General features: G+C 64.6%; 15 protein-coding genes. 12 read left to right on the top strand and 3 right to left on the bottom strand.

The window, feature by feature from the left end; all coding sequences use genetic code 11:
- Positions 1-125: 125 nt before the first annotated feature.
- Complete coding sequence (gene recQ / locus ACIBCN_RS19200; protein ID WP_396992914.1) at positions 126-2012, bottom strand: DNA helicase RecQ; 1887 nt, start codon at positions 2010-2012, stop codon at positions 126-128.
- 187 nt (positions 2013-2199) lie between these two features.
- On the opposite strand from recQ, the gene ACIBCN_RS19195 reads away from it, so the two are divergent.
- The 3 genes from ACIBCN_RS19195 (at position 2200) to ACIBCN_RS19185 (ending at position 4377) form a co-directional block, all read left to right on the top strand.
- Positions 2200-3171, top strand: coding sequence for an SMP-30/gluconolactonase/LRE family protein (locus ACIBCN_RS19195; RefSeq protein WP_396992913.1), 972 nt, complete (start codon positions 2200-2202; stop codon positions 3169-3171).
- A 64-nt stretch (positions 3172-3235) separates the two neighbouring features.
- Positions 3236-3754: a GNAT family N-acetyltransferase gene (locus ACIBCN_RS19190; protein WP_396992912.1), complete on the top strand. Its 519-nt coding sequence runs from the start codon at positions 3236-3238 to the stop codon at positions 3752-3754.
- Positions 3754-4377 carry a histidine phosphatase family protein gene (locus ACIBCN_RS19185; RefSeq protein WP_396992911.1) on the top strand — a complete coding sequence of 208 codons (624 nt, stop codon included), beginning with the start codon at positions 3754-3756 and terminating at the stop codon, positions 4375-4377. Before ACIBCN_RS19190 ends, ACIBCN_RS19185 begins: the two co-directional genes overlap by 1 nt.
- Positions 4378-4465: 88 nt before the next feature.
- On the opposite strand, the gene hisN is transcribed toward ACIBCN_RS19185, so the two are convergent.
- Together hisN and ACIBCN_RS19175 are read right to left on the bottom strand one after the other, a co-directional pair.
- Complete coding sequence (gene hisN, locus ACIBCN_RS19180; protein ID WP_396992910.1) at positions 4466-5251, bottom strand: histidinol-phosphatase; 786 nt, start codon at positions 5249-5251, stop codon at positions 4466-4468.
- Positions 5252-5297: 46 nt separating this feature from the next.
- Positions 5298-5888 (bottom strand): NADPH-dependent FMN reductase, encoded by a 591-nt coding sequence (locus ACIBCN_RS19175; RefSeq protein WP_396992909.1) that lies wholly within the window; start codon positions 5886-5888, stop codon positions 5298-5300.
- A gap of 140 nt (positions 5889-6028) precedes the next feature.
- Here ACIBCN_RS19175 and ACIBCN_RS19170 point away from each other — a divergent pair, with 140 nt between their 5' ends.
- The 9 genes from ACIBCN_RS19170 (at position 6029) to ACIBCN_RS19130 (ending at position 12475) form a co-directional block, all read left to right on the top strand.
- The gene (locus tag ACIBCN_RS19170; RefSeq protein ID WP_396992908.1) at positions 6029-6877 is read left to right on the top strand and encodes a helix-turn-helix domain-containing protein; all 849 of its coding nucleotides are present in this window, start codon (positions 6029-6031) and stop codon (positions 6875-6877) included.
- 221 nt (positions 6878-7098) lie between these two features.
- Positions 7099-8211: a peptide chain release factor 2 gene (gene prfB / locus ACIBCN_RS19165; protein ID WP_396992907.1), complete on the top strand. Its 1113-nt coding sequence runs from the start codon at positions 7099-7101 to the stop codon at positions 8209-8211.
- A 116-nt stretch (positions 8212-8327) separates the two neighbouring features.
- Positions 8328-9173, top strand: a complete 846-nt coding sequence (locus ACIBCN_RS19160) for a mechanosensitive ion channel family protein (protein WP_396992906.1) — start codon at positions 8328-8330, stop codon at positions 9171-9173.
- Positions 9160-9384 carry a hypothetical protein gene (locus ACIBCN_RS19155; protein WP_396992905.1) on the top strand — a complete coding sequence of 75 codons (225 nt, stop codon included), beginning with the start codon at positions 9160-9162 and terminating at the stop codon, positions 9382-9384. The genes ACIBCN_RS19160 and ACIBCN_RS19155 overlap by 14 nt, the downstream gene beginning before the upstream one ends.
- A gap of 201 nt (positions 9385-9585) precedes the next feature.
- On the top strand, positions 9586-9912 hold the full coding sequence (locus ACIBCN_RS19150) for a WXG100 family type VII secretion target (protein ID WP_396992904.1): 327 nt from the start codon (positions 9586-9588) through the stop codon (positions 9910-9912).
- Positions 9909-10208 (top strand): WXG100 family type VII secretion target, encoded by a 300-nt coding sequence (locus tag ACIBCN_RS19145; RefSeq protein ID WP_396992903.1) that lies wholly within the window; start codon positions 9909-9911, stop codon positions 10206-10208. The genes ACIBCN_RS19150 and ACIBCN_RS19145 overlap by 4 nt, the downstream gene beginning before the upstream one ends.
- A 24-nt stretch (positions 10209-10232) precedes the next feature.
- Complete coding sequence (locus tag ACIBCN_RS19140) at positions 10233-11567, top strand: hypothetical protein (RefSeq protein ID WP_396992902.1); 1335 nt, start codon at positions 10233-10235, stop codon at positions 11565-11567.
- Positions 11564-12061, top strand: coding sequence for a DUF2247 family protein (locus ACIBCN_RS19135; protein ID WP_396992901.1), 498 nt, complete (start codon positions 11564-11566; stop codon positions 12059-12061). Before ACIBCN_RS19140 ends, ACIBCN_RS19135 begins: the two co-directional genes overlap by 4 nt.
- Before the next feature lie 201 nt (positions 12062-12262).
- Complete coding sequence (locus ACIBCN_RS19130; protein WP_396992900.1) at positions 12263-12475, top strand: hypothetical protein; 213 nt, start codon at positions 12263-12265, stop codon at positions 12473-12475.
- Positions 12476-12607 lie beyond the last annotated feature (132 nt).

Below are 12607 nucleotides of genomic sequence, written 5' to 3'. Positions count from 1 at the left end.
CATTAGCATGTCCGCATGAGTCGACCAGCCGTCCGACAAGCGTGTACCGCTGTCGCACAGCGACTTTCACCCGGAAGAGGGTGAGCATCCAGCTTTCTGGCCGTTTGACCAGAAGGTGCAGAATGTCACTCTCCGGCCAGGACCTCCAGCACTTGTTCGCCGTACTTGGCGAGCTTGTTCTCGCCGACACCAGTGACCTTGCCGAGTTCGGCCAGGCTGGTCGGCTTGCGCGCGACGATCTCGCGCAGCGTGGCGTCATGGAAGACGACGTACGCGGGCACGCCCTGTTCCTTGGAGGTCGCGGCCCGCCATTCGCGCAGCCGCTCGAACACGGGCGCGTCCGCCGGTGCCATGTCGGCGGCCGGTGCCTTGCCCGACTTGGCCGCACGCGCCGGTTTGGTCGGTCGTTCGCGTTCGCGGCGCAACAACACCTGACGTCCTTCGAACAGCACCTCGTTGCTCGCGTCGGTGAGCGTCAGCACGCCGTAGTCGCCGTGCACCGTGAGCAGCCCGCCCGCGAGCAATTGGCGCACCACGCCGCGCCATTCGATATCGCGCAGATCGGTGCCGATCCCGAAGACCTTCAGCTCATGATGATCGTGCTGCAGCACCTTGGGGTTCTTCTTGCCGAGCAGGATGTCGACGATGTGGCCGGCACCGAAGCTCTGGCCCCGTTCGCGTTTGAGCCGCAGCACCGTGGACAGCAGCTTCTGCGCGGGAACGGTGCCGTCCCAGGACTCGGCCGGGGTGATGCAGGTGTCGCAGTTGCCGCACGCCTGCTGGTCGTGCTGACCGAAGTAGTTGAGCAACTGCACCCGCCGACAGCTCACCGTCTCGCACAACCCGAGCATGGCGTCCAGGTGCAGCTGTAGTTGCCTGCGATGGGCGGCGTCGCCCTCCGAGGAATCGATCATCTTGCGTTGCTGCACAACGTCGTTGAGGCCGTACACCATCCACGCCGTGGAGGGTTGCCCGTCGCGGCCCGCCCGGCCGGTCTCCTGGTAGTAGCCCTCCACGGACTTCGGCAGGTCCAGGTGGGCGACGAAGCGCACGTCCGGCTTGTCGATGCCCATGCCGAAGGCGATGGTCGCGACCACCACCAGACCGTCCTCGCGGAGGAACCTGGTCTGGTTCTCCGCGCGAATACGGTTGTCCAGACCCGCGTGATACGGCACCGCGCTGACGCCGTTCTCGGTGAGGAACGCCGCGGTCTTCTCCACCGAATTGCGGGACAGGCAGTATACGATGCCCGCGTCGCCCGCGTGCTCGGTGCGGATGAATTCCAGCAGCTGGCGATCGGGCTTGTTCTTCGGCTCGATCCGGTACTGGATATTCGGCCGGTCGAAGCTGGCGACGAAGCGACGGGCCGCGCCGAGGTCGAGGCGCTGCACGATCTCGTCGCTGGTCTTCGCGGTCGCGGTCGCGGTGAGCGCGATGCGCGGCACATCCGGCCAGCGCTCGTGCAGCATGGACAGCGCCAGATAGTCGGGCCGGAAATCGTGGCCCCACTGCGAGACGCAGTGCGCCTCATCGATGGCGAACAGCCCCACCTTGCCGCGATCGAACAGCTGCGCCGTCGACTCCAGCCGCAGCCGTTCCGGCGCCAGGTACAGCAGGTCCAACTCCCCCGCCACGAACTGCGCCTCCACGGCGCGGCGCTCGTCCGGGAACTGGGTCGAATTCAGGAAACCCGCGCGCACGCCGAGTGCGCTGAGCGCGTCCACCTGGTTCTGCATCAAGGCGATCAGCGGCGAAATCACCACGCCGACGCCCGGACGCACCAGCGCGGGCACCTGGTAGCACAGTGACTTACCGCCGCCGGTCGGCATGAGCACCAGCGCGTCGCCACCCTCGACCACGTGCTCCACGATCTCGCGCTGATCACCACGGAAGCTGTCGTAGCCGAAGACTCGACGTAGAACCTCTTGCGCCGCACCGGATCCGGCGCCCGCACCGCGATCGGTGTCGGTCGCCGTGGCCGCGAATGCATCGGTGGGAGTCACCCGGCCCATCCTACGAGCGCGCGCTCGCGGCGCTACCGGTACGTCGCCCGGATTTCCCAGCTCGGGTCTCGACTGGTCCACATGTGGATAAACAATCACCGGCTGAGCGACCCCGAGGCGCTGACCTGTGACTCCGGCCGATCGGCCGAAATTCACCGCGCTGCTCATGTTTCGAGCTGCTGTTAGGTTGACGCACATGGCAATAGGGATGGGGAGTAATCGAGTTCGAGCGGCGCTGCTCGCCGTGGCGGTTGCGGCGGGTGTCGTCGCCGCGGCACCCACGGCGACCGCGGCGGACACCTTGCCCGCGATGTGTGCGGACGGCTGGGAGGCGACCACCCTGGTCGAGGGGGTGGGCAATCTGGAGAACCTCGACGCCGACGGGAACGGCGGGTTCTATGTCACCGGCATCGTCGACGGGTTCTTTGCGCATGTGGACAGCGCGGGTCGATTCGAGAAGCTGTTGACGGGACTGGACTATCCGGCGGGTGTGCGGGTCGCAGGCCCCTATGTGTACTTCTTGACCGGCGACGGGATGGCGGCCGGGCCTGGCACGCTGCAGCGGTACGAGAAGGCGACCGGCGCGGTAACCACCTTGCTCACCGGCCTGAACGGCCCCAACGGACTACTGCTACTACCCGACGGCGATCTCCTGTTCACCACCATCGGCACCACCGGCACCCCGACCGGGATCGCCCGCTACCGACCGTCCACCGGCGAGTACATCCGCACCTGGGCCGATCTGCCGCTGTCCAACGGCATCGCGTTGGCCCCTGACAGAAAATCCATCTATGCCGACAACCTGACCATGCGGATCTTCCGCATCCCCCTGGATGCCCCGGCGAATCAGGTTGTCGTCGCCGGGATTCCGAACCTGATCTCGGTACCGGACGACATGGAAGCCACCCGCGCGGACACCCTGTACGTCGCCGACCACGCGTTCGGCTCGATCAACAAGGTGAACACCGCGACCGGCGCGTCCTGCGCGATCATCACCGGCCTGATCAAGCCCGGCCCGATGCGTAATCCACCGGACGGGACCACCTCGGTCCGCATCGCCCGCGACGGCGACAGCTGGGCTTTGTACATCACCGGCATGGACGGAACGCTGCGTCGACTACGGCCGCCGGCGGACATCGACCTCACGCCGGCCACGCCAACCCGGTAGAAACGAAGGAGCTTGCCCGGATTCCGAACACGGATGGGCGGGCGTTCGTGGAAAGGAACCGAACATGCCGGAAGCGGCTCCGATGATCGTGGCCACGCCCGACGATGCCGAGGACATCGCCAAGCTGCGCGACCGGCTCGCGCAGTGGATGGTCGACAAAGACATCAAGGCGTGGGTGCCCGGTGAGTACCCCGCCGCAACGGTCGCCGAGGAGGCGGCGCGTGGCGAATGGTTCCTGTGGCGCGACGAAACCCGCGCACTGATCGGCGTGGTGCGCGTGATCTGGCACGACCCGGAATTCTGGGGAACCGATGATGCCGAGGCGGGCTACATTCACGGGCTGATGGTCGCACCCGAATGGCGGGGAGGTGACGTCGGCGACCGGATCATCCAGTTCTGCGCCGACTACACCCTCGCCAACGGCGTCACTCGGCAACGCCTCGACTTCTCCGCCAACAACCCGGTGCTCCGGAAGTACTACACCGCACGGGGTTTCACCGCGCTGCGCGAGGCACCACTACCGCCCCGGTTCCACCTGCACGGCACGCTCAACGTCGTACTGATGGAGAAGATGCTGGCCTGATGACCGGAACGGCCACCCGGTACCTCTACCTCGCCAGGCACGGCGAGGCGACACCGGACGAGAGCACGCTGAGCGAACGAGGTCGCAGCCAGGCCTGGCTGCTCGGTGAGCGGCTGCGGCACAGCCCGCTCACACAGGTCCACCACGGTCCGCTGTCCAGGGTGGCGCAGACGGCGCAGCTGATCGCCGACCGCTTGGACGGGGTGCCCTTGCGCGCCGCGGCATCCGCGGGCGACTACCTGCCCTACCTGCCGCGGATGGACGAACTACCGGCGGAGTCCGCGGACGCCCTGCTCGGCTTCCTCGCCCAGTTCCCCGCCGAGCAGCGCGACCACGGACCGCGGCTGGCACGGGAAGCCGTCGAGCAGTTCACCGGCCCGGTCGAGGGCGACGCACCCCGCCACGAGCTCGTCGTCACGCACGCCTTCCTCATCGGCTGGCTGGTGCGGGCCGCGCTCGACGCACCCAAGTGGCGCTGGATGGGATTCAGTCCCGCCAACGCCGCGCTCACCGTAATCCGTTACGCACCAGGCAGACCCGACTCCGTGCTGCTCTTCAACGACACCGGCCACCTCCCACCGGACCTACGGTGGACCGGCTTTCCGCCGGACCTGCACATCTGAGCAAGCCGTGCCTCGACCGCACCGAATGCGTGACCCGACAGGCACAGTCCCAGCACTACCACCCTCCGCACCGAGGCCCGCCTGCGACTCAGGGCTGCAAACGACTCAACGTCTCGTCATGCAGCAGACCGTTCGACGCCACCGCGTCGCCACCATGCGGGCCCGGCTGCCCCTCGAGCGAAGTGAACCGCCCGCCTGCCTCACGGACCAGAATGTCGAGCGCGGCCAGATCCCACAGGGACACTTCGGGTTCGGTCGCGATATCGAGCGCACCCTCCGCGAGCAGGCAATAGGTGAAGAAATCGCCATAGCCGCGCACGCGCCATACGTCGTCGGTGAGCGCGAGGAAATTCTCCCGCAACCCACGCTCACGCCACCCGGACAGGCTGGAAAAGCCCAGGCTCGCCGAGCTCAGCTCGCCAACCGCCGACACCGAAAGCGATGTCGGCGCTTCGGCGTCGAAGCTGCTCCAGGCACCCGAGCCCGCCGCCGCCCACCAGCGCCGGGACAACGCGGGCGCACTCACCACGCCGACCACCGGCACGCCGTCCTCCAGCAGCGCGATCAACGTGGCCCAAATCGGCACGCCGCGCACGAAATTCTTGGTGCCGTCGATCGGATCGATCACCCACTGGCGCCCGGTGAACTCGGCGTCCCCGCCGAACTCCTCACCGAGCACCGCATCGCCGGGCCGCTGTTCGGCAAGCACCTGCCGAATCGCTTTCTCCACCGCCAGATCGGCATCCGATACCGGCGTCAGGTCCGGCTTCGCGTCCACCTTCAAATCGAGCGCACCGAACCGGGCCCGGGTAATGCCGTCAGCCGCATCGGCCAACCGCAGCGCGAGTTCGAGGTCAGAAGAGTCCACAGCCACGCCCGCACCCTATCCGGTCACCCCACCACCCAGGCCGCGTGGCACGTCATGCCACCGCGGACACCGCCCGCGCCGCCGCCAAAGCATCAGCCCACCACTGCAACTGGTCGAGCATCGCCAGCGCCGCCGCGGCGGGCTCGTCCGGTTCCAGCAGCCGCCCCTCAGCGTCGAAGAGCAGGTAGTAGCGCGGAAACGACACATAGTTGCGGACCGTGTGCGCATTGAGCTCATTGAAGATCTGCCGCAGATGTTCGATGGCGAGCAGCCCACCGCTCGCGCCGCTGTACCCGACGAAACCTATTGCCTTGGCGTCCCATTGAATGAAATGCCAGTCGATGGCGGCCTTCAGCGCGGCCGGAATGCTGCGGTTGTAATCGGGCGTGACGATGACGAACGCGTCCGCCGCTGCGAGCCGCTCGGTGAGCTCGAGCATGCCATCGGGCCGTTCGGGATTCGGATCCATCGCCGGTGAGACGGCAGGCAACGCGAGCGGCAGGTCCGCCTCCGCCAGGTCGATGACGTCCACCTCGAACGCGCCGTGCCCTCTGGCGTGCTCGGTGAACCATTCGGCCACCACCGGTCCGAAGCGCCCTTCTCGGACGCTGCCGATGATCACCGCGAGTTTCAATGCCGACATCTCGTTCCTCCCACAGATTCGGCGACCGTTCTCGGCCGCAGTTCCCAATCTGCTGGCCGCCGCGACATCGAGGAAGACCGCCGCAAGAGTGGTAGTGGCAGGGACACCCTCCAGCCGCCGCCACTTGTTAAGTTCGAAGAGTGAGCGACAACGAGCTGGGCCTGTTCCTCCGCACTCGGCGCGAGGCGGTCACCCCGGCCCAGGTCGGCCTGGCCGCCGGAGCGCGTCGCCGCACCCCCGGCCTGCGCCGCTCCGAACTCGCGATGCTGGCCGACGTGAGCGTCGAATACATCACGCGGCTCGAGCAAGGCCGCGATCGCCGCCCCTCACCGCCGGTGCTTTCCGCGCTCGCCGACGCGCTTCGCCTCACCGCGAGCGAACGAGTCCATCTGCACCGCCTCACCAAATCCGCCGACGTCGGCTTCCACTGCCTGGGTGGCGCCCAGCCGCCGCGCGACGTGCGCCCGACGGTCCGCGCCATCCTCGACCGTCTCGAACCAGCGCCCGCGGTGGTCGTGAACAGGCTCACCGAGGTCCTCGCCTACACCGACGGCTACCAGCGCCTGATGGCACCCTTCGGGCTACTCGACAGCACTCAGGCGAACCTGGCCCGCTTCGTCTTCACCGACCCGCGCGCCCGCGCCGCCTACCCGGACTGGCAGCACCTCGCCGACCAGACCGTCGCCACCCTCAAACACGGTCCCTTCCGCAAGGATCCGCACATCGCCGCGCTCGCCGACGAACTCACCGTCACCGTCGGCCCGGAATTCACCGACCGCGTCGAGACCGTCCCCAGCCTTCCCGCCGCCACCGGCATCACCCGATTCGTGCACCCCGACGCGGGCCAGCTGCGCTTGGCCTACGAAATCCTCGACCTCTCCGCCGACGACGACCAGCACCTGATCGTGCACCTGCCCGCCGACGAATCCACCGCCACCGCCCTCGACAAGCTCGCGGGCCTGCGCCCAGGGGCCCTCCGCGCGGTCTAGTTCGCGGGCACGGTTTCGAAGTTCCACTACCGAGCGACTCGAGGCGGCCTTCACCTGCCACGCAGCTTGGCGGTCGGTCACGAGGACTCAGCATGTTCACCCTGCGCAGACGGTATTCCTGACCCCAGCAACCTCGTCCGCGCCAACCGATCGCCGAACGCAACCCATTCGAGCCGCACTGCTGCTATCCCGGCAACGCCATACCAGTAGGCTTGACCATCGTGCATCCTGACGTTTCCGCTGATCTCGCCGAACTCGACGCCACCCTCAAGACGGTCGAATCGGTCCTCGACATCGAGGAGCTGCGCCGACGCATCGACGAGCTCGAGCACCAAGCCGCAGATCCCGATTTGTGGAACGACCAGGATCACGCTCAGCAGGTGACCAGCGAGCTCTCGCACGCGCAGGGCGAACTGCGTCGCGTCGAGGAATTGCGGCAGCGACTCGACGATCTGCCGGTGCTGTACGAACTGGCCGAGGGCGAAGAGGGCGAGTCGAGAGAGACCGCGCTCGCCGACGCCGACGCCGAACGTGCCGCACTGCACGGGGACGTGGAAGCGCTGGAGGTCCGGACCCTGCTGTCCGGCGAATACGACAAGCGCGACGCGCTGGTCAACATCCGCTCCGGCGCCGGTGGCGTGGACGCCGCCGACTGGGCCGAGATGCTGATGCGCATGTACATCCGCTGGGCCGACCGGCACAAGTACTCCGTCGAGGTCTACGACACCTCCTACGCCGAAGAGGCGGGCATCAAGAGCGCCACCTTCGCGGTGAAGTCGCCCTATGCCTACGGCACGCTGTCGGTGGAGATGGGCACGCACCGCCTGGTGCGGATCAGCCCGTTCGACAATCAGGGCCGCCGTCAGACCTCGTTCGCCGAGGTCGAGGTGCTGCCGGTGGTCGAGACCACCGATCACATCGAGATCCCCGAGGGCGACATCCGGGTGGATGTGTACCGCTCCTCCGGCCCCGGCGGGCAGAGCGTCAACACCACCGACTCGGCGGTGCGCCTGACGCACATCCCCACCGGCATCGTCGTCACCTGTCAGAACGAGAAGTCGCAGCTGCAGAACAAGATTTCGGCCATGCGCGTGCTGCAGGCCAAGCTGCTGGAACGCAAGCGGCAGGAAGAACGCGCCGAGATGGACGCGCTCAAGACCAACGAGGGCGCGTCCTGGGGCAACCAGATGCGCTCCTACGTGCTGCACCCGTACCAGATGGTCAAGGATCTGCGGACGAACTACGAGGTCAACAACCCGTCGGCGGTGCTCGACGGCGATATCGACGGTTTCATCGAGTCGGGCATCCGCTGGCGCATGCGGGAACCGAGCTAGATCGTTGCGGGTAGCGCAATCGCCGCTGGACGCGGGCGCTTGCGCGGAATCGTAGGACGTACGGCGGTAACCTGTCTGGCGTGCGTCCAGTTGGGAGTTCAGTCGAGGTGTTGACCATGTCACTCGCAACGACCTCGGAAACTACGAACTGGCTACGTTCCAACGGGCTCGAGATCGTGCTGTTGATCCTCGGCGCCATCCTGTTCAGCCGGTTCGCCACTTTCCTCCGCGATCGGATCACCCGCAAGATCGACGCCGAATTCCGCGGCGGCGACGCGCTGGTGCGCACCGAGGCGGCCAAACACCGGCACGCGCTGGCGCAGGTGGTCACCTGGGTGGTGCTGACCATCGCCTACGTGCTGATCGGCATGGAGGTGCTGCGACGGCTCGGGTTCGAGGTGACCGGCCTGGTCGCCCCCGCCGCGGTGCTCGGTGCCGCGCTCGGTTTCGGTGCGCAACGCATCGTGCAGGACATCCTGGCCGGGTTCTTCCTGATCACCGAACGGCAATACGGGTTTGGTGACGTAGTTCGCATCGCCGTGACTGGAGCCGCGGAGATGGCAGAGGGTACGGTCGAGGACGTCACGTTGCGGATCACCACACTGCGCAATTCCGACGGTGAAGTGATCACCGTGCCCAACGGCCAGATCGTGAAAGTGACGAATCTGTCGAAGGATTGGGCACGCGCGGCAATCGACGTTCCGGTGTCCGCGAGCGCGGACATCACCAGGGTCAACGAGATCCTGCACGAGGTCGGTACAAAGGCGTACGAAGATCCTCGACTCAAACCACTGCTACTCGACGAGCCCACCGTGATGGGCGTCGAGGATCTGACCGTTGACCAGATGAACATCCGAATGGTTGCCCGCACCTTGCCGGGCAAACAGTTCGAAGTCGGACGCGAACTGCGGGTGCGAGTAGCCGCGGCGTTGCGCCGGGAGGGTATCAGTGAGACCACGTAGAACCATCTCGCTCTTGAAGGAAGCGGTGCGACCCACCGCACTGCTCAAGGAATCGAGACCACGTCGATCCACCGCGATCCTGATCGCGACCTGGGTCGCCACGTTCGTGCTTTACCTGTTCGTCAAGCCCGATCAACCTTTCACACCTGGCTCCGAGCCCAGCCTGAACACCGTTCCCGCAGCGGTGAATCCGGCGGTCGCGCCACGCTGAACCAGACAAACGCCACGCTGAGCTCGGCGGACTCGCCGAGCCTCGGTGATCCTCCCCAGACTTCCCAAAGTTCTCCGGAGATCGATTGCTGCACCGGACAATTCGTGACTGGCCTGAAGTCCTGGACCTGGCTCACGCCATGAGCGATGGCCGCGGCTGGACCCACGAGTGGGAACTCGATCCGTGTGATACCGTCGGCCAATGAGTGGGGGCAGGGGCGGCAACTCAGAGCTATCGGTCATTCCAGAAGAGGTGACGGCGCTGGGCAAGTATGCCTACGACCTGGCCGACATCCTGCGGTCAGCGCTGAGATCAGCCGCGCTGGAGGTCACCACGCTGACTTCCAGTGAATGGACAGGCTCGGCATCCGATAGCTACGCAACCGGCTGGAACGAAGTCCACGACGGCGGCGAGAAGATCATCGAAGCACTGTCCAGCATGGCGTCATCGCTCGGAGTCACCGCGCAGACCATCGCCGCGCATGACAACCAATTCGCCAGCGAATACTCCAGCCTGGACCTTCCGTGACCGACGCCTTCAGTGTCGACCTCGACCAGCTCGACAAAATCGTGTCCCGCTTGGCCGGGCTTGCCGGATTCATCGCCGAACACCTGGATACCCTCGACCAGAAGGTGGCGAAGGTCCACGCTGGATCGTGGAGTGGTGCCACTGCCGACGCACATCGCGCCGCCCACAGCCAATGGACGACGGCCGCGCAGGAAGTCAATCAAGGCGTCGCGGATATGAGTACCGCCGCTCGCAACGCTCACACACAGTACACAGCGGCCATCGCAGCCAATATCACCATGTTCAAGCGGGGCTGAGCGGGGCTGAGCGGGGCTGAGCGAATGGCATTGGTCGTTGACCCGATCGTCTACTACGACAGTGCCAAAAAACTGTCCGACCTGGCCGACGAACTCGACAAGGCTTGCAAGACCCTGACCGGCTCCCTGGCGGCGACAGGCTCGATGGCTGGAGCGACCGACAGTGCCTTGGCGTGGGCAAAAGGGTATGACACACGCGCAATCAGCGCGACCGATACTGCCCACAGACTCGGCCAATCCATGCGCTATTACTCTGGACTTCTCAAGCTGGCCGGTTACAACCACTACGTTGCCAACTTCAACGCCCAGGTCAACCCCAACTGGAATGCCGCCCCTGAACGACCGGCTGATCCCGTGGTACCGACCTCGTCCAATTGGCAGTACCCGCCAGCGGCCGGAGGCAGAGGACAGGGCCTGGAAACGTGCATTCCGAATCTTCTGGAACAGATCGGTATTCCTGTTCCGGATGGGCATACTGACAGGCTTAAGGCCGCCGCTGAGGCATGGCACGCCTTTTCCAATTGTGCAGCCGTCACCGACGCGCAGCTCATCATCGGCTCGGCAATGGCGCACATCAACGACATCAACTCCCCTGAAATCCCCGACATCCGCGAAAGTCTTGACTCACTCAGCACTGTTGCCAGAAATCTCGCTCTGTCCACCTATTCCCTCGAAGCCGATTGCAACAACCACAGGGATGAACTCGAGAAGATCCGTAAAAAGATGAAGGATCTCTTGGATGAGCTGATCGATTTTATCGAAGAGTCCATTGTTGTCAACATATTGGTAGACATAGTATCCGCTGGCGTTGGGTTTTTGTTGGGAGCTGCCACGGCCGCTAAGTGGGCCGTGGAGATAGAGAGGTGCGCCAAGGCAATTGCCAAGGTCATCCAAGAAAGCAAACTGGCACGAATCTTCGAGAAGGCCGCCAAGGCAGAGGATGAACTCGCCGCCGCTGCCAGCGATCTGAACAAAATCGATTCACTCGCGGTTAAGACGCTCGACAGCAAGGTTGTAGCAGCCGAAAGAAACGCTACCATTCAGTCGAGCGAAGCCACTGGCCAGGGGGTGACTCGGCAGCAGGCCGATGAAATCATCCGGGAAGCCGAGCGGACTGGATCCGGCCTGAAGTCTGACAAGTACCACCGTTCAGCCACCTTCGCCGCCGAGGACATTGGAACCAAGGGTATCGTGTTCGATATAGTAGGTGGTGATGGGGCTGCGCGAACACTCGTCCAGATGCCCGGCGAGCTCAATGGAGTGACGGGAAGATTTGAGTGGATCCTTCAGGACGGAAAAGTGACACACCAGATGTTCGTGAAGAACGGGACAATCAATGGAAAGCCGATCACGCCATGAGCGATAAGTTGATACAGTTCGAGATTCCGGCGTCGTTCATAGAAGCGAGAGCGATACTGACCCCGCGTGAACTCCACTACGGATTCCAGAACGATTGGATATCCGATAAAGGCGTGATCCAGCTTGCAATGGGAAATATCGTGAACGAAATCAAGCCCATGCAGGTTGTGGAGTCGCTGTCCTTACTTCTTTCCGATGAATTGTATAAAGTTCGCGACTTGATTGACGGCCTAGTGGCCGACGAAATGGGAGTATGGGTATATCTCACGGTTGCTTGGGTTTGTGAAAATCCGTCGGAATTCGACGATGACCCATTCAAGACGATCGAGATGCTGTACGCCGATTTCGACTATCCGACCGCAATGGAGCCATTCATACCGTTCATGCCGCCACCTGCGGGTTCAACCCCCGGTGTCGCGGGACTTGAACAGCGACTGCGCGAATACTTGACGGAATGCTGGGAGCAGTACCACGTTGCTCGCAGTCCGGAGTAATCGCAGATCCGTCAAATGTCGCATGCCGCCTGCGGACGGCGAGAACATTCGTCCTGCCACATCTCGTCGATCTCGCGGAGCACGATACCGCCCATAGAGTCACGCACAGCGTCCCGAGCGCGAAGGCTCATCAATTCACGTATCGGCCGGGTCCGCCACTCCAACCGTCACCGGTTCTCACGTCCGGCAACTTATCGCACAGTGCTGGAACGTCCCATTTCCGCCGAGCGTGGCGGTATCGGACAGACGCAGGGACGTGACCGCGCGGGCCGTCACGCGATCCTGATTGCGACCTGGGTCGCCACGTTCGTGCTTTACCTGTTCGTCAAGCCCGATCAACCTTTCACACCTGGCTCCGAGCCCAGCCTGAACACCGTTCCCGCAGCGGTGAATCCGGCGGTCGCGCCACGCTGAACCAGACAAACGCCACGCTGAGCTCGGCGGACTCGCCGGGCCTCGGTGATCGGCAACGCGGTGTACCCAGCGTTGCTGGCTACACTGGCTCCCCGTGATCACCATGCGGAATCACAGTCCGGCGCTCTGAGC

The organism is Nocardia sp. NPDC051052 (assembly GCF_044456045.1).
Taxonomy (GTDB): Bacteria; Actinomycetota; Actinomycetes; order Mycobacteriales; family Mycobacteriaceae; genus Nocardia.
This window is presented reverse-complemented; position numbering and strand designations above follow the sequence as displayed.

Bases quoted from the DNA above. Each gene is read 5' to 3' on its own strand.
- recQ (WP_396992914.1), bottom strand. From the start codon at position 2,012: ATGGGCCGGGTGACTCCCACCGATGCATTCGCGGCCACGGCGACCGAC.
- ACIBCN_RS19195 (WP_396992913.1), top strand. From the start codon at position 2,200: ATGGCAATAGGGATGGGGAGTAATCGAGTTCGAGCGGCGCTGCTCGCC.
- ACIBCN_RS19190 (WP_396992912.1), top strand. From the start codon at position 3,236: ATGCCGGAAGCGGCTCCGATGATCGTGGCCACGCCCGACGATGCCGAG.
- ACIBCN_RS19185 (WP_396992911.1), top strand. From the start codon at position 3,754: ATGACCGGAACGGCCACCCGGTACCTCTACCTCGCCAGGCACGGCGAG.
- ACIBCN_RS19175 (WP_396992909.1), bottom strand. From the start codon at position 5,888: ATGTCGGCATTGAAACTCGCGGTGATCATCGGCAGCGTCCGAGAAGGG.
- ACIBCN_RS19160 (WP_396992906.1), top strand. From the start codon at position 8,328: ATGTCACTCGCAACGACCTCGGAAACTACGAACTGGCTACGTTCCAAC.
- ACIBCN_RS19150 (WP_396992904.1), top strand. From the start codon at position 9,586: ATGAGTGGGGGCAGGGGCGGCAACTCAGAGCTATCGGTCATTCCAGAA.
- ACIBCN_RS19140 (WP_396992902.1), top strand. From the start codon at position 10,233: ATGGCATTGGTCGTTGACCCGATCGTCTACTACGACAGTGCCAAAAAA.
- ACIBCN_RS19135 (WP_396992901.1), top strand. From the start codon at position 11,564: ATGAGCGATAAGTTGATACAGTTCGAGATTCCGGCGTCGTTCATAGAA.